Annotated in this window: 18 protein-coding genes; 8 read left to right on the top strand and 10 right to left on the bottom strand. The window is 74.9% G+C overall.

The window, feature by feature from the left end; translation table 11 throughout:
* Nucleotides 1-106: 106 nt before the first annotated feature.
* Nucleotides 107-724: a TetR-like C-terminal domain-containing protein gene (locus ABZW30_RS15425; RefSeq protein WP_355671586.1), complete on the top strand. Its 618-nt coding sequence runs from the start codon at nt 107-109 to the stop codon at nt 722-724.
* A 13-nt stretch (nt 725-737) separates the two neighbouring features.
* On the opposite strand, the gene ABZW30_RS15420 is transcribed toward ABZW30_RS15425, so the two are convergent.
* Nucleotides 738-2,102: an FAD-dependent oxidoreductase gene (locus ABZW30_RS15420; RefSeq protein WP_355671585.1), complete on the bottom strand. Its 1,365-nt coding sequence runs from the start codon at nt 2,100-2,102 to the stop codon at nt 738-740.
* Between the two features lie 159 nt (nt 2,103-2,261).
* Entirely contained in the window at nt 2,262-3,056 is a 795-nt protein-coding gene (locus tag ABZW30_RS15415) for a slipin family protein (RefSeq protein ID WP_355671676.1), read from the bottom strand.
* Nucleotides 3,057-3,298: 242 nt separating this feature from the next.
* Between ABZW30_RS15415 and ABZW30_RS15410 the strand changes: the two genes are divergently transcribed.
* A complete protein-coding gene (locus ABZW30_RS15410; protein ID WP_355671584.1) occupies nt 3,299-3,532 on the top strand; it encodes a hypothetical protein in 234 nt (77 codons plus the stop codon).
* A gap of 75 nt (nt 3,533-3,607) precedes the next feature.
* Here the strand turns inward: ABZW30_RS15410 and ABZW30_RS15405 are convergent, their stop codons facing one another.
* A complete protein-coding gene (locus tag ABZW30_RS15405; RefSeq protein ID WP_355671583.1) occupies nt 3,608-4,468 on the bottom strand; it encodes an NAD(P)H-binding protein in 861 nt (286 codons plus the stop codon).
* A gap of 299 nt (nt 4,469-4,767) precedes the next feature.
* On the opposite strand from ABZW30_RS15405, the gene ABZW30_RS15400 reads away from it, so the two are divergent.
* Nucleotides 4,768-5,430, top strand: coding sequence for a pyridoxamine 5'-phosphate oxidase family protein (locus ABZW30_RS15400; RefSeq protein ID WP_355671582.1), 663 nt, complete (start codon nt 4,768-4,770; stop codon nt 5,428-5,430).
* Here ABZW30_RS15400 and ABZW30_RS15395 read toward each other — a convergent pair.
* Complete coding sequence (locus tag ABZW30_RS15395; RefSeq protein ID WP_355671675.1) at nt 5,364-6,029, bottom strand: hypothetical protein; 666 nt, start codon at nt 6,027-6,029, stop codon at nt 5,364-5,366. The two genes, ABZW30_RS15400 and ABZW30_RS15395, sit on opposite strands and share 67 nt — an antisense overlap.
* A 297-nt stretch (nt 6,030-6,326) precedes the next feature.
* Between ABZW30_RS15395 and ABZW30_RS15390 the strand changes: the two genes are divergently transcribed.
* The 4 genes from ABZW30_RS15390 (at nt 6,327) to ABZW30_RS15375 (ending at nt 8,679) form a co-directional block, all read left to right on the top strand.
* A complete protein-coding gene (locus tag ABZW30_RS15390; RefSeq protein WP_355671581.1) occupies nt 6,327-7,316 on the top strand; it encodes an ArsR family transcriptional regulator in 990 nt (329 codons plus the stop codon).
* 27 nt (nt 7,317-7,343) lie between these two features.
* Complete coding sequence (locus tag ABZW30_RS15385) at nt 7,344-7,973, top strand: ATP-binding protein (protein WP_355671580.1); 630 nt, start codon at nt 7,344-7,346, stop codon at nt 7,971-7,973.
* A 101-nt stretch (nt 7,974-8,074) separates the two neighbouring features.
* A complete protein-coding gene (locus ABZW30_RS15380) occupies nt 8,075-8,311 on the top strand; it encodes a toxin-antitoxin system HicB family antitoxin (RefSeq protein WP_355671579.1) in 237 nt (78 codons plus the stop codon).
* Nucleotides 8,308-8,679, top strand: coding sequence for a fic family toxin-antitoxin system, toxin component (locus ABZW30_RS15375; RefSeq protein ID WP_355671578.1), 372 nt, complete (start codon nt 8,308-8,310; stop codon nt 8,677-8,679). Before ABZW30_RS15380 ends, ABZW30_RS15375 begins: the two co-directional genes overlap by 4 nt.
* A 167-nt stretch (nt 8,680-8,846) precedes the next feature.
* Here ABZW30_RS15375 and ABZW30_RS15370 read toward each other — a convergent pair whose 3' ends face one another.
* From ABZW30_RS15370 to ABZW30_RS15355, 4 genes are all read right to left on the bottom strand, one after another.
* On the bottom strand, nt 8,847-10,628 hold the full coding sequence (locus ABZW30_RS15370; RefSeq protein ID WP_355671577.1) for an ABC transporter ATP-binding protein: 1,782 nt from the start codon (nt 10,626-10,628) through the stop codon (nt 8,847-8,849).
* A 51-nt stretch (nt 10,629-10,679) separates the two neighbouring features.
* Nucleotides 10,680-12,002, bottom strand: coding sequence for a lanthionine synthetase C family protein (locus ABZW30_RS15365; RefSeq protein WP_355671576.1), 1,323 nt, complete (start codon nt 12,000-12,002; stop codon nt 10,680-10,682).
* Nucleotides 11,999-15,046: a lantibiotic dehydratase gene (locus ABZW30_RS15360; protein ID WP_355671575.1), complete on the bottom strand. Its 3,048-nt coding sequence runs from the start codon at nt 15,044-15,046 to the stop codon at nt 11,999-12,001. The genes ABZW30_RS15365 and ABZW30_RS15360 overlap by 4 nt, the downstream gene beginning before the upstream one ends.
* A gap of 111 nt (nt 15,047-15,157) precedes the next feature.
* The gene (locus ABZW30_RS15355) at nt 15,158-15,295 is read right to left on the bottom strand and encodes a hypothetical protein (protein WP_188310224.1); all 138 of its coding nucleotides are present in this window, start codon (nt 15,293-15,295) and stop codon (nt 15,158-15,160) included.
* A gap of 291 nt (nt 15,296-15,586) precedes the next feature.
* Between ABZW30_RS15355 and ABZW30_RS15350 the strand changes: the two genes are divergently transcribed.
* A complete protein-coding gene (locus ABZW30_RS15350; RefSeq protein WP_355671574.1) occupies nt 15,587-18,559 on the top strand; it encodes an AfsR/SARP family transcriptional regulator in 2,973 nt (990 codons plus the stop codon).
* 12 nt (nt 18,560-18,571) lie between these two features.
* Here ABZW30_RS15350 and ABZW30_RS15345 read toward each other — a convergent pair whose 3' ends face one another.
* Both ABZW30_RS15345 and ABZW30_RS15340 read right to left on the bottom strand, forming a co-directional pair.
* The gene (locus tag ABZW30_RS15345; RefSeq protein WP_355671573.1) at nt 18,572-18,808 is read right to left on the bottom strand and encodes a hypothetical protein; all 237 of its coding nucleotides are present in this window, start codon (nt 18,806-18,808) and stop codon (nt 18,572-18,574) included.
* 373 nt (nt 18,809-19,181) lie between these two features.
* Nucleotides 19,182-20,147, bottom strand: a complete 966-nt coding sequence (locus tag ABZW30_RS15340; RefSeq protein WP_355671572.1) for an alpha/beta hydrolase — start codon at nt 20,145-20,147, stop codon at nt 19,182-19,184.
* Nucleotides 20,148-20,289: the final 142 nt, after the last annotated feature.

Raw genomic sequence — 20,289 nt, 5'->3', positions numbered from 1 at the left:
ACCGGCCCGGGGCCGAACCTCGCGCGGTGCTTGGGAGGGAACGGATTCGTTCACTAACATTGGCAGTAGGCCTGGTGAACAGGAACCCCCCGGAAGGTGCGCAGCCATGTCCGCTGAAACCGACACCGCGCGCACAGCGGCGACCGCCGCCCCGCTCCGGCGGCGCGGCGAGGCACTGGAGAACGCCATCTACGAGGCGGCCCTCCACCAGCTCACCACCGACGGCTACGCGCGACTCACCATGGAGGGCGTCGCCGCCGCCGCGCAGACCGGCAAAGCCGCGCTCTACCGCCGCTGGTCCTCCAAGGAGGACCTGGTGATGGACGCGCTGCGGGCCAGCCTGCCCCAGGCTCGGCCCGCCCCCGACACCGGCGGCCTGCGCGGGGACCTGCTGGAGGTGGTGACCGGGCTGCGCACCGCGATGTTCAGCGAGCTGGGCGCCGCGGTCCGGGCGATCATGAGCGAGCTCGACCACCAGCGTGCGCACGCCTTCCTGGAGCTCGTGCTGGAGCGGGTGGTCGCGCCCACCACCGCGCTGATCGCCGAGGTGCTGGACCGGGGCGCCGCCCGGGGCGAGGTCCGCCCGGGGGCGGTCACCCCGCTGGTCACCGACGTCGTCCCGGCGCTGATGCTGTACCGGATCAAGATGTGCGGCGGCGACACCGTGAACCTCGACCCGGCGGCCATCGTGGACGAGGTGCTGCTGCCGATCGTCCGGCCGTGACCGTGAGACCCGGTCACGCCCCGCTGCGGCGGAGCATCTCCTCGCGCTCGACCACCTTGACCCGCTCCCGCTCCTCGGCCTCGCCGAGCGCGCGCTCATGGGCGTCCAGCAGCTGCCAGCCCTCCCAGGTGGTGTAGCGGACGCCCTGCCGGCGCAGGTACTCCTCGACCGCCGTCGGATCCGGCTCCACGGCGCCGGGAAGCCTGCCGGAAGCGTGGTCGGCCAGCAGGCAGGCGACGGTCTCGTTGGCGTCGCCCTTGGTGTGGCCGATCAGGCCGACCGGGCCGCGCTTGATCCAGCCGGTGACGTAGGTGGCGGTGCGGTGCGAGCCGTCGCCCTCCAGGACGCGCCCGGCCTCGTGCGGGACGGTCCCGGAGACCGGGTCGAAGGGCAGCTTGGGCAGTTCGTCCGAGTAGTAGCCGACGGCCCGGTAGACCGCCTGGACGTCCCAGTCGGTGAAGCCACCGGTGCCGCGCACGTTGCCGGTGCCGTCCAGCTCGGTGCGCTCGGTGCGCAGGCCGACCACCCGGCCGTCCGCGCCGAGGACCTCCACCGGGGACTCGAAGAAGTGCAGGTGGACCCGGTGCGGGCGGTCGCCGACATCGCGGATCGCCCAGTTCTCCAGGGTCGAGGCGACCAGGTCGACGTGCTTGACCGAGCGGCGCTCGGCGATCGAGCCGTCGTCGTACTCGATGTCCTCGGGGGCGACGATCACCTCGATGTTCGGCGAGTGGTCCAGCTCGCGCAGCTCCATAGGGCTGAACTTGGCCTGCGCCGGGCCCCGGCGGCCGAAGACGTGCACCTCGACGGCCCGGTTGCGCTTCAGACCCTCGTGCACGTTCGGCGGGATCTCGGTGGGCAGCAGCTCGTCGGCGGTCTTGGCGAGGATCCGGGCGACGTCCAGGGCGACGTTGCCGACGCCGAGGACGGCGACCTTCTCGGCCTCCAGCGGCCAGGTGCGTGGCACGTCCGGGTGGCCGTCGTACCAGGAGACGAAGTCGGCCGCGCCGTAGGAGCCGTCCAGCTCGATGCCGGGGATGCCGAGGGCCCGGTCGGCCGTGGCGCCGGTGGCGAAGACCACGGCGTCGTAGTAGCGGTGCAGGTCGTCCAGGCCGAGGTCGCAGGGGTAGTCCACGTTGCCGAACAGCCGGACCTGGGGCTTGTCGAGCACCTGGTGCAGGGCGGTGACGATGCCCTTGATGCGCGGGTGGTCCGGCGCCACGCCGTAGCGGATGAGGCCGAACGGGGCGGGCATCCGCTCGAACAGGTCGATCGAGACACCGGGCGTCTGGGCGGCGTCGGACTTCAACAGGGCGTCCGCGGCGTAGATGCCGGCGGGGCCGGCTCCGACGATCGCGACTCTGATCGGGCGGGTCATGCGGGCGGTTCCTCCGGTCGGGCGCAGCGGGAGGCCAGTGGTCTGGACCCTTGCAGCCAACCCGCTGGTCGCGCGGAGGTGTAGTCGGTTCTGATCTATGACGTCATAGAGCGAACCTATGGCCGGCCCGGGAACAATCCAGGACCGGCCGGGTCGCCGTCAGCTGCCGTCGGCGGGTGCCTGCGGCGGGGCCGCCGGGTTCTGCGGCGGGACGGTCGGAGTCCGAGCCGCAGCGTCGGCACCGTCGGCGAGGCGTGCCGTGGACGCCTCGAAGAAGCGCAGCAGCTCCACCGGGAATGGCAGCACCAGCGTCGAGTTCTTCTCGGCCGCCACCTCGACCACCGTCTGCAGCATGCGCAGCTGCATCGCCGCCGGGGTCTCGGCCATCATCCCCGCCGCCTCGGCGAGCTTGGCGGCCGCCTGGAACTCGCCGTCGGCGGTGATGATCCGGGCCCGGCGCTCGCGGTCGGCCTCGGCCTGACGGGCCATCGAGCGCTTCATCGAGTCGGGCAGGCTGACGTCCTTGATCTCCACCCGATCGATGTGCACGCCCCAGCCCGCCGCCGGGCTCTCCAGCATGACCTCCAGCCCCTGGTGCAGGTGCTCCCGGCCGGACAGCAGGTCGTCCAGCTCGCTCTTGCCGATGATCGAACGCAGCGAGGTCTGGGCGACCTGCAGCATGGCGAAGCTGTAGTTCTGCACGTCCACGGTGGCCCTGATCGGTTCGACCACGCGGAAGTACAGCACCGCGTCCACGCTCACCGAGACGTTGTCCTTGGTGATGCCCTCCTGGGCGGGCACCGGCATGGTGACGACCTGGACGTTCACCTTGCGCATCCGGTCGAGCATCGGCACCAGCAGGGTCAGGCCCGGCTCGCGGACCGACCCGCGCACCCGGCCCAGCCGGAACACCACACCGCGCTCGTACTGCTGCACCACCCGCACGCCGGTCATCAGCCAGAGCAGGACGACCACGACGACGACCACGAGTACTGCCACGCTGTTCTACCTTCTCCCCGTCACGGCGCAGCCGGGCCGGGTCCGGGGTGGCCCTGTCGCCGGATGCTCGCCGCGCGCAGCACAGTATGCGCCCGGCCGGCCCGCACGGTAAGGCGTGTGCGGCGGGATCTTGACGCATCGTTGACGACGGCCGGTGCGCACCGGCGGTCCGCCGCGGCGCCGGGTACCGTCGCCGGGTGACCACGACGATGAACTCCCAGCCCTGGGAATCCGGTCCAACCCGTCCGCCGTTGGTGACCAGGGCCCCGCTGGTGCGCTTCCTCTCCCTGCTCGGCGGCTCCATCGGCTTCAACCTGCTGCTGTCCACCGTCCCGCTGTACGCCCGGGAGACCGTCGGCGGCGAACACGCGGCGGGCCTGGCCACCGGCGGGCTGATGCTCACCACCGTGATCGGCGAGCTCGCGGAGTGACGGCGCGCCCGGACGGCTGTCCGGTGATGGACCGGTGGCCCGGCCGGTGGCCCAGCCGGTGGTTGAGGCGGTGGTTCAGACGCGGAAGACGTCCGCGTGCTCGGCGGCGAACTCGGCGAAGGAGCGCGGCCGGCGGCCGGTCAGCTTCTCCACGTCCGCGCCGACCGCCGAGGCCTGTCCGGCCGCGTACAGCCCGTACAGCTCGACCATGCCCTCGGCCCGCCACGCCTGCCAGCCCGCGTCGAGCATCCCGGCCAGCGCCTGTTCCGGCGCGAGCGCGGTGTACGACACCGGGCGGCCCGCGACGGCGGCCAGCTGCTCGGCCAGCTCCCCGTGGGTGAGCGCGGCCGGGCCGGTCAGGGTGTAGATCGCGCCCTCGTGCCCGTCGGTGACCAGCACCGCGACGGCGGCCGCCGCGACGTCCCGGGCGTCCACGTACGACACCGCGCCGTCACCGCCCGGCACGGCCAGGGTGCCGGCCTTGACCGACTCGGCCATGCCGAGGAAGTTCTGGTAGAAGCCGTTCGGCCCGAGCACCGTCCACGGCAGGCCGGAGGCCTTCAGGTGGTCCAGGCCCGCGACGTGCGAGCCGACGAAGCGCACGCCCTCCGGCCGGTACTCGACGCCGGCCGCCGCGTGCAGCACGATCCGCGGGCGGCGGCCGGTGCGGACGGCGGCGTCTATCACGTTCCGCTCATGGGCGGCCATCTCCGGGTGCACCGCCACCAGCAGGTAGACGGTGTCCGCCCCGGCGAGGGCCGCGTCCAGCGAGTCCGGGTCGGCGAAGTCGGCGGCGACCCGTTCGACCGCCTCGTCCCACTCCGCCGGACCCTCGGACCCGGCGCGCACCAGCGCCCGAACCGCCTGGCCGCGCTCACGCAGCCCCACGACCACATTGGAGCCGACCGTACCGGTGGCACCCGTCACGACGATCACGGATGTCTCTCCTCGTTTCCCCGTTGTTCCCCGTTCGCGACGCGGACCTGATTCCGCGTCAGATGGATGATCGCAGCCGAGGGGTGGAGGATCAAGGTCGGGTTCCGGGCGGGTGCTCGTCGAGTCCGGGTCGGATGCCCGTCGAGTGCCTGCGGGGTGCGCTCGGAGCCGCTCCGACACGCACGGGGCTGTGCTGTTCCTCGACTTGGGGTGAGCCGGGCGCTTGGATGGATCCGGCCTGGTCACCGTCCGGATGGGCGTCCGGACACCGTCCCTTGGCAAGCCGAGGAGCCACCACCGTGAACGAGACGACCGATCCCGATCCCGACCCCGCCGCCGCGGCCCGCCGGATCACCGAGCGGCGCGAGCAACTCGGCCTCACCGAGGAGTTCCTGGCCCACCGGGCGGCGATGGCCCCCCGCTACCTGCGCCACCTGCTCGAAGCCGGGCCCGCGTTCGACCCCGGCGGCTTCGTGCGGATCGCCGCCGCCCTCGGCACCAGCCCGGACGAACTCCTGGAGGGACGTGCCGACGCCCCGCCCGGCCGCGGCGGACCGGGCCTGCGGCCCCGGCTGCTCCACCTGGCCGAGGCCGAGTGCTGGGAGGCGGTCGGCACCCAGGGCGTCGGCCGGATCGGCCTCCCGGTGCGGCCCGGACCGGTGGTCCACCCCGTCAACTACGTGGTCGACCTGGACTCCTTCGCCTACCGCACCGGCGAACGCGCCGCCACCGCCCCGGAGGAGGGCGCCGAGGTGTCCTTCCAGGTCGACCACATCGACGAGTGCCTGGGGCGCGGCTGGAGCGTGCTCGCCCTCGGGGAGGCGCACTACGTGGACGACCCGGAGGAGCTGCGGCGTCTCGACGGCCTCCCCGGCGCGGCCCCCTGGGCGGGCGGCTACCGACCGAAGTGGGTGCGGATCAGGCCGGCCGAGATCAGCGGGCGGCGGCTGGTCACCGGCTGACCGGATCCGGTCCCCCGTCCCTGCGGGCGGCGAGCAGGTGACGGCCGAGGGCGAGTGCGGTCAGCGCGGCCAGCAGCGCGCACACGCCCCACCAGCCGGTCCGCCCCCAGATCCGCACCCCGAGCCAGGAGCCGGCGCTGCCGCCCAGGTAGGAGCAGGTCATGTAGGCCGTCTTGAGCCGGCTCAGGGCTCCCGGGCGCACGGTGTACACGGCGGGCCTGGCTGGCCACCATGCCGCACTGCATCGCCACGTCCAGCAGCAGCGTGCCGAGCGCCAGCGCGGCCAGGCCCGACGGCCCGCCCCGGGCGCCGGGGAGCAGGACCGCCGCGGAGGCGAGCACACCGAGCAGGCAGACCAGGTTCACCCGGTCGGGCCCGTGCCGGTCCACCAGCCGACCCGCGTACGGGGTACAGAGCACCGTCGCCGCGCCGACCAGGGCGAGCAGGCCGACGGCCCCGGCGCCCAGCCGGTACACCGGACCGGTCAGCAACAGTGCCAGGCAGGTCCAGACGGCGGAGAAGCCGGCGAACACGCTCGCCTGGTAGAGGCAGGAGCGGCGCAGCTCCGGCTCGGTGCGCAGCAGCCGGAACGGCTCCACCAACAGGGCCGGGTACGGCCGGCGAGCCGATCTGGGTGGCGGTGACGACGGTCGAGGCGGCGTCGGGCGACAGGTGCAGGCCGGTGGCGATCAGCGGGCCGACGGCCTGCGGGAAGCAGAGGTTGCCGACGGCGACGGCGCAGGTGACGGCGAGGAGGACGGTGATCCGGCGGGCCGGCCCTTCGTCTGTCGGCCGGGCGGGGACAATCGCCGGGCGCTGTCGGGGAGTTGTGCGTGCCATGGAGGGAAGTGCACGGCATCGACGGTGCGCCGCCAATCGATGTAGCGTGGGGCTCAATGATCAGCTTCGAGCTCGACGTCGAGGACCTCGCGGACACCCGCTTCGCGCTCTCCCCGCTGCACGAGACGGTGCTGAGCCTGCGGGTGCTGCAGGACCCGGGGCTGTCCGCGTTGCACCTGCCGTGGCGTCGCTCGACGCTGGAGCGGCTCGGCGCACTCGATACCGGACTGCTGATGTCCCTGGTCGCGCGTCGGCGCACCCTGCCCGACGTCCTCACCTCGGCGTCGGAGGGCTTCGCGCCGAGCTTCGCGGAGGAACTCGCCCTGGTGCGGCGGGCCCCGACCGCGGAGGTGCGGCACGACCTGCGACTCGCCCACGCGCCGGACACTCTGCCGGAGGCCCTGCGGGACGCGCTCGCGGAGGATGACGAGGTGGTCCTCGGGCTACGGGACGCGATCTGCGAACTCCTGCGGCAGTACTGGACCGTGGCCGTCGAGCCGCTCTGGCCGCAGCTGCGGCTGGTGCTGGAGGCCGACATGACCTACCGCGCCCGGCAACTCGCCCTCGGCGGCGCCCGGTTGCTCTTCGCGGACATGCACCCCGACCTGTGCTGGGAGGCCGGGGTGCTGCACATCGACCGGATGATCGGCCACCACCGCGTCGCCCCCTCCGGCCGGGGCCTGCTGCTCCTGCCGTCCGTCTTCGCCCACAGACCCGCGCCCCCGGTCAGCCCGGACGTGCCACCCCGCCTGGTCTACCCCAGCCGTGGCGTCGCCACCCTCTGGGACGCCCCACCGACCCCCGACCCCACCGCCCTCACCAGCCTCCTCGGCGCCCCGCGCGCCCGCCTGCTGATGCTCCTGGAGGAACCGCTGCCCACGGTCGAACTCGCCCGCCGCCTCCGGGTCACCCCGAGCGCGGTCTCCCGGCACCTGCGCGTGCTGTACGGCACCGGCCTGTTGGCGCGCGCCCGCGACGGGCGGCAAGTCCTGTACCGGCGCAGCGCGTTGGGCGACCAACTGGTGGCAGGGGCCGGGGAGGGGTGACGCCCGCCGTCGAGGGATACTCCTCGGATGAACGGACCAAGGGCCGACTGGACCAACACCACCCACGACTGGGCCGCCGTCGTGGACGCGGAGCACCTCGCCGGCATCCGGCGCGAGCCCGGGGACTTCGCGCCGGGTGGGGTGGAGCACCTCGTGCTGGAGGTGGTCGCGTACGCGGCCGACGAGGCGGCCTGTCGGGGCGAGGGGCGGTGCGTCGTCACGCTGGACGCGGACGGCTCGGTCACCGTGCGGGACGACGGGCGGGGCACCGACACCCGGGTCGACGAGCGCGGCGAGGTGGTCAAGAAGCCGGTGATGGCGACCAAGGACCTGCGCTTCTTCGACTCGCCCGAGGCGGAGCAACTCCCGGACGGGTGGCCGCGCCGGGGTATTTCGGTCGTCGCAGCGCTCAGCACCCGGCTGCTCCACACCAACCGCCGCCTCAACGGGGCCTGGACCCAGCGCTACGAGCACGGCATCCCGGCGACCGGCCTGGAGCCGATCGAGCCCGACGGGACCACCGGCACCTGCGTGACCTTCCTGCCGGACGGCTCGTTGGTCCCGCGGAGCCCGTTGGACGCGGACCGGCTGGCCCGGTGGGCGGCGCACTGGCCGGTCCTGGACGTCCGGGTCGAGGACCGTCGGGACGGCGCGTGAAGGGAGCGGGTGCACGGCCTGGCGGATGGCCCGCCCGGGCCGCCCGCCGGTGTTCTGAGCGAGTCTTGTAGCAGGCGATACGCGACGCTACGCTCGCGGCTATGAAGCAGCTGAACGTCCGACTGGACGACGCCGTGCACGAGGCCCTGGAGCGGCGCGCCGAGGCGGCCGGGATGAGCCTGCCGGACTACGCCCGCAAGGTGCTGGCGGAGGAGGCGGACGAGCGGCGGGAGCGGTTCCTGACCGCCGCCGCGCACTTCGCGCAGGCCTGGGGGCCGGCGTTCGAGGAGGAGTTCGGGCCGTACCCGCGGAGCACCCGCGAGGCCACGGGGGCGTGATCCTGCGGGTCGACCGGGCGTGGCTGCTCGACATCGCCCACCAGTTCCTGCCGAGCGACCCGGACGTCACCGACCACGGCACCCTCGCCGCCGCTGTCGCCCGGCACGCCGACGCCGTCGTGGAGGTGTCCGTCCACGGCGCAGTGCACCAGCGTGCGGCAGCGCTGATGCACCAGCTGATCCGCGTCCCGGCCCTGGAGTCGGTCAACGAGCACTTCGCCGCGGTGGTCGCCGCCTCCTACCTGAGTGCCTCCGGTGTCATCGTCACCGCCGAACCCGAGCAGGCCGTCGACCTCGCCGCCCGCGTCCGGGCCGGGAACGTCGACGTCCGGGAGACCGCTGAGGCCATCCGCGCCTGGTTCCGCTGAGTCCCGTCCCCACTGCGTGGGAAGTCGGCCGGGCCGACTTCTTATGCGGCCTCAGGGGTGGGTCAGTCGGCGTTGCGCCGGGTCTCCTTGAGGTGGATGTCGATGTGGCGGGCGCGGGTCGGCGGGTCGTCGGACGTGCGGACATGATCGCGGACGGGTGATCGCCGTCAGGCGGCCAGCAGTTGGGTGCAGGCGAGGGCCGCGTACAGGCGGTCCTGGGCGAGCAGGTCCGTGTGGGTGCCGACGGCGCGGATGCGGCCGGCGTCGAGGACGACGATCCGGTCCGCGTCGGCCGCGGTGGCCAGTCGGTGGGCGATCACCAGGACGGTGGTGGTGCGGGCGACCTGGGCGACGGCCTCGCGCAGGGCCTGCTCGTTGGCGGCGTCGAGCTGGGAGCTGGGCTCGTCGAGCAGGAGCAGCCGGGGGCGGCGCAGCAGGGCGCGGGCGATCGCTACCCGTTGGCGCTGGCCGCCGGAGAGGGCGCGGCCGCGTTCACCGAGCTGGCTGTCCAGGCCGTCGGGCAGGGTGGTGACCAGGTGGTCGAGCCGGGTCAGGGTCAGGACGCGGCGCAGCTCGGTCTCGCTGACGGTGCCGGGCGCGCCGAGGCAGAGGTTCTCGCGCAGGGTGCCGGCCAGTACGGGGGTGTCCTGTTCGACGTAGCCGATGGCGGCGCGCAGCGCGGTCAGCGGCCAGTCGCGCAGGTCGCGGCCGTCCAGGGTGATGGCGCCGGCGCCGGGCTCGTAGAAGCGTTCGAGCAGGGCGAACAGGGTGCTCTTCCCGGCGCCGGAGGGGCCGACCAGGGCGGTCAGGCCGCCGGCGGGCAGGTCGAGGGTGAGGCGGTCGAGGACGGGGTGGTCGCGGCCGGGGTAGCGGAAGGCCACGTCGCGGAAGGCGAGACGGGCGGGGGTGCGCGGTGGGGTCTGCCCCGCAGAGGTGTGGCTGGCAGGGGTGTGCCCGGCAGAGGCCTCGCAGGCCGGGGTGAGCGGTTCGACGGGCAGCCGCTCGACCTCGGCGATCCGCTCGACCGCCGCCAGACCGCGCTGCAACAGGCCGGTGCCGGCGACCAGTTGGGAGAGCAGCGGGCCGAGGTAGACGAGGTAGAGCAGGAAGCTGATCAGGCTGGTCACGCCGAGCCGTCCGTCGCCCACCCGGGCTGCCCCCAGGCCCAGCACCGCCAGGAAAGCCACCTGGACGGCCAGCGCGGAGGCCGCCTCGGTGACCGTCTCCCAGGCGGCCGCCCGGCTTCCGCTCGTCCAGGCCCGTTCGGCGGCCCCGGCGGCCTGGGCGGTGAGCTGCGGCTCCAGCCCGTTCGCCTTGACCGTACGGAAGGCGCCCAACGCCCGGTCCAGCAGCGCGCCCAGCTCGCCGACCACCGTCTGCGCCTGCTTGGCCGCGCGCATCACCCGGGGGAGCAGGCTGCCGGAGAGCAGGGCCACCAGCAGCAGCACGCCCACCGTCACGCCGCACAGCGCCGGGTCGAGCAGCAGCATCGCGACCAGCGCGCCGAGCGTCAGCAGCAGCGAGGTCGCCGAGCCGACCAGGGCCTGCGCGGTGGCGGCGCGCAACAGCGTGGTGTCGGAGGTGACCCGGGAGATCAGGTCGCCGGGGCGCAGCCGGTCGAACTCGGGCACCGGCAGCCGCAGCAGCCGGGCGGCGAGCGTGCCGCGCGAGCGCCGCACCACGGTCTCGGCGATGAGCTGGAGCTGGTACGAGCCGAGGGCGTTGAGCAGCACGCCGGCCAGCATCACCCCGGCGAGCACCATGGCGGGCGCGGTGGCCGGGCGGTGGTCGGTGAGCGAGTCCAGGACGGAGCGCGCCGCCGCGGGCTGGACCAGACCGACCAGGCCGCCGAGCAGGCTGAGCGTGCCGGCCGCCGCCAGGCGCCCGCGCTGCGGCCGGAGTTGGCGGGCGAGCAGGCGCCAGGCGGGGGGTGAGGGCGCGGGGGGCATAGCGGTGCCTTTCGGATCGGGGGCTCTGGGGAAGGGAGTCGGCGGCGCGGGTCAGGCCAGCAGGAGCGCCCGGTCCCAGGTGGTGGCGGGCGCGCGGTCGACGGCGAAGGTGTGCAGGGCGAGAGCGGCGCCTGCGGCGCCGGTGAGGAAGCCGGCCGGGTCGTCGGTCCAGCCGTTCCGGGTCCGGGGTGCCTCGAAGCCGAAGGGTGCTGCGGGGTCGCTGAGTTGGAGCAGGTGTTCGGCCAGGGTGGGCAGCTGCCGCGCCACCCGTGAGTCGCCGCTGTCCTGCGCGATCCGCCAGGCGCACTGCAGCAGCCCGCCCCAGCCGTGGCAGAGCCCGGCATCCGAGAGGCCGTCGTGGCCCGGGACGCGGGCCAGGGCCGCGAGTAGCGCCTCCTCGGCCGTTCGGCGCCACTGCGGCACGTCGAGCGCCAGCCCGGCCAGCTGCAACGACCGTGCGATGCCCGGCGACCCGTAGCACCAGGACGGCCGCCCGGGCGCGTCCTGGCCGGGTGCGTCCTGGCCGGGCGTCGGAACGACGGAGGCGGACTCGACGGAGGCCGGCCACCAGGGCCCGGCCGCGTCCGTACGGAGTTCGCCGAGCAGCCACTGCGCCAGCCGGGTGATCGCGGCGTCCTGCCCGGGCACCCGCACCCCCTGCCGCCGGGCCAGTGCGAGCAGCGCGAGCGGGCCGGGGGCGCCGTGCGCCAGGCCGAGGTTGGCGTGGCCCAGCTCGGGCGCGACGGCGGCGTAGCTGTGCACGTCCTGGGCGACCCACCAGCCGGGCAGCCCGGCCATCGGCTCGGTGAGCAGCACCAGCGCCCGCAGGACCTGCTCCGTCGCGGGGCGGTCGTCGTCGAGCAGGACGGCGCCGAGCCCGGTCAGGCCCGAGACCAGGTCGTAGGACTCCAGGGCGGTGTGGCCGGCGCCGTCGGTGATCCGCTGCCGCTCGCGCCGGGCCAGGCGGTCGGCGAGGACGGCGGTCTGGCCGCGCAGGTGGGTACGGGCCGCGCGGTAGTCCTGTGCGGTCGCGGCGGCCCGGGGTAGTGCGAAGCAGAGCGCGGGCACGGCGTCGTACAGGCCGTTGCCGGGGGCCGCGGTCCGGGCCGAACGGGCCGCCAAGGTGAGCCAGTTGTGGGCCTGGGTGCGGAACGTGTCGTCGTAGCGGGCGAGTTCGGCGTACAGCAGGGCGATGCCGGGGGCGCCGCCCGCCAGGCCGTTCGGGTCCCACGGGCGGCCGGATGCGGCGAGCTCGGCGGCCACCCGGGCGGGGTCGGCGAGGTGTTCGGCGGTGGTGACGACGGCCGCGGCGGCGCGTTCGCGCAGTGGCGTGATGGTGTCGACGCGGGCGCTCGGACCGTGCATGCCGTTCATACGACGGTCCCGACCACGCTGAGCGCCGCCACTCGGCCCCGGTACGCCCGCACCGTGCGCCGTGCCAGGGCGAGCGAGCGCTCCTCGGCGGTGCGGTCCACCCCGATCAGCCGGTTGTGGTGCATGTGCAGCAGCGCGCCGAGCGCCGTGTCGGTGCTGCTCCACCGCTCGTCCAGCCGTGCGCGGTAGGCGGCCAGGGCGGCGGCCCGCTCGTCCCAGGAGGCGAGCAGTTCGCTGCCGCCGGGCAGACGGCCGAGTTCGGTCCAGTGGCCGCTGGGGTCGATCAGTGCCTTGGCCTGTTCCCGTACGGGCAGCGGAAGTTCGTGCCGTTCGGTGGCGCGGTAGAGTCGGGTGAGCAGGCCGAGGTCGCCGAAGTGGTGTGCCAGGTCGACGTAGTTGGCGGCGACGAGCGTCAACGGGTCCATGTCCAGGCGGCGTTCACGGAGCAGGCGCAGCTGTGCCAGGCAGGAACGGCTGTCGGCCGCGAACACCCGCTCGGCGGCGGCCATCGCCGCCGGACCGCCGTAGCGCTCCAGCTCCGGTTCGTAGCCGTCCAGGACCAGCCGGTCGGCGAGCCCGTCGGCGGCCAGGCGCTCGGCCCAGCCGCCGAGGGCCGGCAGCAGCTCGGCGCAGAGGGCGGTCGGGTCGCCGTGGAAGCGCAGCCGCAGGTGCGGTTGCGGGTCGAGGTAGCGGATGAAGAACCAGCGGTCGACCGTCGCGGGAAGCCGCTCCAGCAGCGCGGGCAGTTCCCGGCCGAGCAGCTCGTCCTGCCGGGCCGTGGAGCAGTGCAGCTTGGCGTACAGCCAGGGCGAGCCGGGGCCGTGGACGGTCCGCCGCCGGGGTGGGGCGACGGTCGGGGTGCGGGCCGCGCCGGGGGAGCGGCGGACCAGGGAGAAGACCAGCTCGTTGGTGCGGCCGCCCCCGCCCAACCAGTCGGCCGGCTGCTCGGGCAGCTCCTGGAGGTACCCGTCGCCGCTGCCGGTCCACTCGTGGCGCAGCAGCTCCCGGTGGCGGTCGTCCGCCAGGTCGAGGGTGATCCGCTGGTCGTCGCTCACGCTCTGCACCGTGCGCGGCACCCGCCAGCGGCTGCGCCACCGCTCCAGCAGCGCCGACCACTGCTCGTACGGCAGGCCGGCGTCGCGCAGCCCCGGCTCCTCGGGTCGCCAGCGGGCCGGGCTGAGTACGGTGCGCCCGTAGCGGACCCGGGGTAGGAAGGGCAGCGGCTCGGCGGCGCCCCAGCGCCAGCGCGGCCAGACGGCCGAGGTGCCGCGGGCGAGCCCGTCCAGCAGCCGGGCGGCGTTGGGCGCGTGCGCGTCGGTGGCCAGCATGTGTGGAACGGTCGGGACCACCTCCCGGCCGAGCCGGCGGGAGACCACCGCCAGCCGGTCGTGGTCGGCGACCACCGCGAGGTCGGCCGGGCCGAGGGCGTCCTGGTCCGCGCGGTCGGCGAACTGGCCGAGCGTGACGCGGTGCGGCAGGACCCGCGGTGCCCGGGCCACATTGCCGGTGTGCGCGCGGGGCGTACGGAAGGCGAGTTGGGCGCGGACGGCCTCCGGGTTGTCGGTGGGCAGGGTGCGGATGGTGTCGGTCAGCGGGCGTCCGGCCTCGCCCAGCAGCGGTGCGAAGCGGCCCGCCGTCGCCCCGGCGGTGGCGCCGGTCCCGCTCACCACCAGGGTGAAGTCGCCGTGCGCGAGCGCCTCGGGCGAGGCGGCCCGCAGTTCGACCAGCAGGTCCAGCGAGGGGGGAGGGGCGGTGCCGGTGCCGCTGAGTCGGGCCAGCAGCTCGTCGTCCAGCAGCAGTTCGCGCTCCCCGCTCACGGCGGCGCGCTGGGCGAGCGCCAGCAGGAGCTCGTCACGCGCGTCGGCCGGCTCGCCGGGCCGCAGCGCGCGGGTGCTGCGGGGCAGCTGGTAGCCCGCGGGCGCGCCCAGGCCGCGCTCGGGGTCGAGCAGTTCGAGCAGCGGGACGGCGCGGCCCGGCCCGTACCGCTCCATGAAGTCCTCGTGGTACTGGCGCAGATGTGCCGGCCCCGGACGGCCCGCCGAGACCGCCCACAGCGCGTGCGCGGCCCGTTCGACCTCGGAGCGGACGGCGGTCGGCAGCCGCACCTCGACGTCGAGGCCGAGGTCGACCTGCACCAGTCGCTCGGCCGGGTACAGGCGGCGCATCCGCTCGGTCAGCGCCCGCCAGCGGGGCAGGCCCTCGCCTGGCGCGGTGCGCTCATAGGCAGCCAAATCGGCTTGTACGGAGCGCAGTTCATCGGCAGCTGGAAGGGGAAGCCGGGCCAGCAGGTGCCCGATCGGGTCCGGCTCCTCCAGCGGGGGCAGCAGGTCGGTCAGCAGGATCTGGGTGCGCACCAGCTCGCCGAGCAGCCAGTCCACCGCCGCGCCGTCCACCTGCGGATGTGCGGCGGCGACCGCCCGGTGCAGCTCGGTCCAGGGCAGCGGCTCCGCGGCACGGTCCAGCACGGTGCGGATCGCGGCCGTGTGGCGGATCGACAGCTCCCGCCCGGCCGTGTGCTGCTCGATGCCGGGCACCGGGAGGTACGGCAGCACCAGCCGGTCGCCGCGCAGCTGGCACAGGTCGTTGGCGGTCACCCGCAGCCCGCGTAGCACCGGCAGCTCGCGCTCCAGCGTAGCGACCAGCCCGGTCAGCCACTCCTGGTCCGGGCGGGCCGCCTTGCGCGGCTGCCCGCCCCAGCGAACGGCGGGCTGCTCGGCGAAGCGGGCGGTGGCGACCCCGGCCATCAGGCCGAACGGGGTGGCCCGGTCGGACATCCGCAGCCGATACCGGGTGACCGCGCGGGCCGCCTTGCGCAGCTGCTTGGGCTTGACCGGCAGACCGGCCTCCACCAGGTCGAGCACCCGGCTGAGTGAGGGGCTGGACACGGCGACGGCCTCACACAGCAGGGGGTCGGCGAGGGCGGCGTGCAGCTGCTGCAGGTCGGAGCCGGGCGAGGCCGGGGCCTCGGGCAGGGCACGGGCCGGCCGGACGGCGGCCCGCAGCAGGGCGACCTCGCCGCAGGCGAAGGTCGGCGTGTCCGACATGGCGAGATCTCCTACCAGGGGGCGCGAACAGGGAACGGGAAGAAGGGAAGGGGAAGCGGGAAAAGCCCGGTGCGGCGGCCCGGGGGATCGGCCGCCGCACCGGGAGCGGGATCAGTCGCAGCAGCGCGAGTTGCGGGTCGAGTTGCAGGAGAACGGCCAGGAACCGCTGGCGGCCGCGTTCTGTGCCTCGGTCTCCTCCTGCGCGGGGGCGCTGATCTCCAGGACGTCGAGCTCCAGGATGTCGTTCATGGCGAACCACCTTTCGTGGGATCCAGTGAGTTTCCGTCAGAAGGGCCGGCGCGGTACCTGACCGGTGTTCCGTAGGCTCCGCGGCCCTTCCGACACCAGAAACACTAGGCAGGGCCGATCAACATTCGATCGACCAAAGGTCAACGCCGCCACGCCGCCGATCGACGCCCGATCAACGCGCGCGCCGAAGATCGCCCGGGACTCGGCACAGCGCCCGTCCTCTGCCTAACCTGTGCGACAACCAACGAAGATCGACGGCCGCGACCCGCGGCCGAGCCGGGGGGAGACAGCGTGGGCGAAGGCCAGACGGAGCTCGGGTTCTCGGTGCTGGGGCCGATGCGCGGCCGGCGCGACGGTACGGCGCTGCGGCTCGGCAGCCCGCAGCAGCAGGCGATGCTCGCCGTCCTGCTGCTGCGCCCGGGCGGTGCCGCCGGTGCCGCCGACCTGATCGAGGCGCTCTGGGGCGAGGAACCGCCGCAGGCCGCGACCACCACCGTTCGCACCTACGCCTGGCGACTGCGCAAACTGCTGGAACCCGGCCACGGGACACCCGCCGTCCTGGTCTCGCTCGGTGACGGTTACCGGCTGGTGCTGCCCCCGGGCGCGGTGGACGCGCAGCGGGCCGAGCGGCTGGCCGCCCGCGCGGAGGCCGAGACCGCCGCCGGACGCGTCGCGCAGGCCCGTCAACTACTCAACGAGGCACTGGAGTTGTGGCAGGGAGAGCCGCTGGCCGGGATCCCCGGCCCGTACGCGCAACGCCAGCGCGACCGGCTCGGGGAGCTGCGGCTCGCGCTGTTGGAGGAACGGATCGCGCTCGACCTGGCGCTCGGCCGGGCCGCGCGCTGCGTGCCCGAGCTGACCGCGCTCACCACCGAGCACCCGCTGCGCGAGCGGCCGCACGGCCTGCTGATGCGGGCGCTGTGCCGCAGCGGGCGGCAGGCGGACGCGCTGGCGGCCTTCCGGCGCGTGCGCGAGGTGCTGGTGGACCAGCTCGGCGTGGAGCCGGGGCCGGAGCTGACCGAGCTGCACCGGCGGATCCTGAACGGGGAGGAGTCCGCGGACGAGGCCCAGACGGTGGACGACCCGCCCGTGTGGGCCGAGCAGTCCGTGGAGGAGGCGTCGCCCGCCGGTCTTCCCCGCCCAGCCCAACTCCCGCCCGCACCCGGCGACTTCATCGGTCGGGCCGCCCAGGTCGAGGCCATCCGGGCCGCCCTCACCGCCCCCGCCCGGGACGCGCTGCCCGTGGTCTCCGTGGTCGGCATGGGCGGCGTCGGCAAGACGGTGCTGGCGGTGCACGCCGCCCACGGTGCCCGGGGCGCCTTCCCCGACGGCGAGCTGTACGCCGACCTGCGCGGCGCCGACGCCCTCCCGGCCGGCCCCGCCGACGTGCTGGCCGGCTTCCTGACCGCGCTCGGCACCCGCCCCGAGGCCGTACCCGACAGCATCGACGACCGCACCGCGCTGTTCCGCTCACTGACCGACGGCCGGCGTCTGCTGGTCGTCCTCGACAACGCCCGCGACACCGCGCAGATCCGGCCGCTGCTGCCCGGCTCGCCCGACTGCGCGACCCTGGTCACCAGCCGCACCCGCCCGACCAGCCTGCCCACCGCCCTCCAGCTGGACCTGGACGTCTTCACACCCGAGGAGGCCGTCGACCTGCTCGGGCGGGTGATCGGCCCCCAGCGCCTGGCGGCCGAGCCACAGGCGGCACTGGACCTGGCGGCGGCCTGCGGCTACCTGCCGCTCGCGGTCCGGATCACCGCCGCCCGGCTGGCCGCGCGCCCGCGCTGGACCGTCGCCAGCCTCAGCGAACGGCTCGCCGACGAGCAGCGCCGGATCGACGAACTACGGATGGGCGACCTGGCCGTCGACGCGGCCTTCGAACTCGGCTACCGCCAACTGACGCCGGAACAGGCCCGCGCCTTCCGGCTGGCCGCCTGGGCCGAGGGGCCCGACCTCGGCCTGGACGCCGCCGCGGCCTTGCTGGACCTCGCGCCGGAGGAGGTCGAGGAGCTGCTGGAGTCCCTGGTGGACGCCGCCATGCTCGACTCGCTCACCGCTGGCCGCTACCGCTACCACGACCTGCTGCGCGCCTTCGCCCGCCGCACCTCACGGGCCCAGGGGGCCGACTCCGAGGCGGCGCGCAGCCGGCTGCTGGGTCACCTGCTGGCCGGCGCCCGTGAGGCGTTCCAGCTCGCGGTGCCCGGCGACCCGGTGGCCGGGGCGCTCGGCGGCGATTCCCCGGGACCGTCCGGGCCGGTGCTCGCCGATCTGCCCGCCGCGCGGACCTGGGTCCGGGCGGAGAGCCCCGGCGCGATCGCCCTGGTCGGCCGACTGGCCACCGAGACCGGACCCGCCGATCAACTCCGCGCCGTCACCGATCTGTTGATCGCGCTCAGCCCCTTCGGCCCCGGCGAACTCGGCGGCCGGCTGGAGGCGGCGGTCCTGGCCCTGGTCGGCGCCGCCACCTCGACCGGCGACCGCTTCGCCGAGGGCCGGGCCCGTTTCCTGCTCTGCGGCCTGCGGCTCGCCGCCACCCGGCTGGACGAGGCCCGTACGGAAGCCGAACTCGCGGAGCGGGCCAGCCGGGCGGCCGGGGACACCGTCATCCTGCGCCAGGTGCTCAACGACCTCGGCCTGATCGCCCAGGCGCTGCGCCGCAACGAGGAGGCGATCCGCCGCTTCGAGGAGTCGGTCGAGCTGGCCCGCCGGCTGGGCCACCGCTCCGGCGCGGTGGCCGGCACCGTCAACGCCGCGCTGGCCCGGGTGCGGCACGGTCAGGCGGCGGAGGCGGCCGAGACCTGCGAGTGGGTCCTGCCCGAGGCCCGCGCGCTCGGCGACGCCGCCAACACCGCGTACACCCTCTACGTGCTGGGCCTCGCCCTGCACGGCCTGGGCCGCTACCAGGAGGCCGCCGACCGCTGCCGCGAATGCCGGGCCCTCGCCGCCACCGCCGGGCGCCGCGACCGGGAGGCCCTGGCGGGCGTGCGCCTCGCGGAGGCCCTGCTGGCCCTGTCCCAGCCGGAACAGGCCGCGGCGGAGGCCGAGACGGCCCTGGCGATCACCGTGGAGGCCGGCGCCCAGCGCGACCAGGGGTACGCACTGGTCGTCCTCGGCCGCTCCCTCGCCGAACTGGGCCGCCCCGGCGCCTCCCGGGCCCGGCTGCACGAGGCGCACGTCATCTTCGAACGCCTCGGCCTCCCGGACGTCGCCGACGTCGCCACCCTCCTCGGCGAGCTGGTGGGGCTGCCCGCCGAGGCGTGATCGTCGCTGCTGCTACTTCGGCGTCCGGCAGGACACGCACCAGGCGCCGGTGCCGTTCCACTCATCGATCCGGTTGCCGCCACCCGAACCGGTGCCGTCCGCGGTGATCTGGTGCGCCTGCGCCTGCGCCGGGGCCGCCGTCCGGGCCTGCGCGGAGGCGCCGACCTGCGGCAGGACGACCAGCCCGACGGCCACCGCCACGGAGGCGAGCCGGGCTGCGATACGGGAGCTGCTGCGGTGCTTGATCATCCGAGTGCGCCTCTCTACCGAGTTGCCCGCCGGGTTTCGGCGGCAGACGTACGCTGCCACTTCCCGATCAACACAGGATCAACGCCCAGGCACCGGCCCCCTCGACCCGTTCATCCACGGGCCAAGCGGACACCGAGCGCGGAGCGTCCCGGGATCGGCCACCTCGGCTGACACGGGGCCCTCCACTCCGGGTGCTTCGCGCCGGTGAGACCGACCGGCCCCCGTCCCAGGGGCGGCCGGCGATCAACAGAGCGCACGTGAGCCGGGATGATACGCGGATCGGGAGAAACGACACGGCGCGAGGAATCGGATGCGCGACGGGGCGGATCTCCCGCTCTGGGTATCGCCCCGTCGCTGCCGGTCCGAGCCGGGTTCACCGTCGGAGGACGCGCCGGAGCCAGCGGGTGCGGGCGTCGTGGGCATCCTGGGAGATGACCGCGTGCGGGGCGAGGGTGTCGAAACCGTGGCAGGCGCCGGGCCACACGTGTAGCTCGGCGTCGCCGCCGGCCTGCCAGATCGCGTCGGCGTAGGCGACGGCCTCGTCCCGGAACGTCTCGGCGGACCCCACCTCGACGTACGCCGCGGGCAGCCGGGACAGGTCGGTGGCGCGGGCCGGCGCGGCGTAGGGGGAGAGGTCGGCGGCGCCGTAGCGGTCGCCGAGCAGGGCCTGCCAGGCGGTGGCGTTGGAGGTGCGGTCCCACGTGTCGTGGCCGGCCATCTGGTGGCTGGAGAAGGTGTGGCCGCGGTCGTCGAGCATCGGGCTCAGCAGCAGCTGGCCGACCGGCGCCGGACCGCCTCGGTCACGGGCCAGCAGCGCCAGGGCCGCGGCGAGCCCGCCGCCGGCGCTCTTGCCGCCGACGACCACGCGCCGCGCGTCCACGCCCAACACGTCCGCGTTCTCGACCACCCAGTCGAGCGCGGCGTAGCAGTCCTCGACCGCCCCGGGGAAGCGGGTACGCGGCGCCAGCCGGTACTCGACGGACACGACCGCCAACCCCAGCGGCAGCGCCCACGCGCGCAGCAGCCGGGGCAGGACCGACCACGCGTTGCCCGTCACCATCCCGCCGCCGTGCAGGTAGTACAGCAACGGCAGCGCCTCGCGGACCCCGGCGGCCCGCGCGCTGACGAGCGTGACGTCGCCCCCGCCGTCGGCCCGCGGCACGTGCAGTTCCTCCACCTCGAACCGGCCACCGTCGCACAACCGGTCGAGCGTCGGACGGGGCCGGGCGGCGATGTCCCGCTCCTGCCACGCCGCCAGGCACTCCGGGGTGAGCAGCTCCCGCGCCCGCTCGCCGGCGGCCCCCACTGCCGCCCCCACCTGCGGGTCCAGAGGAGGCACACGCCGAACCGCCGCTCCACCCACCATCAGTACCCCCTCGCCGAGGGGCGCCCAGCAGCGCCCGACCAGCACAGCTTGCCAGCCCTGCTCGTGCCGACGTGCAGTGCCCCCGAACCGCCCCGGGGCGGGGGTCGTCGCCGTC

The organism is Kitasatospora sp. NPDC004669 (assembly GCF_040609455.1).
In the GTDB taxonomy this organism is placed as follows: Bacteria; Actinomycetota; Actinomycetes; order Streptomycetales; family Streptomycetaceae; genus Kitasatospora.
Note: the sequence above shows the minus strand (reverse complement) of the source record. Positions and strands in the feature narration are given on the sequence as shown.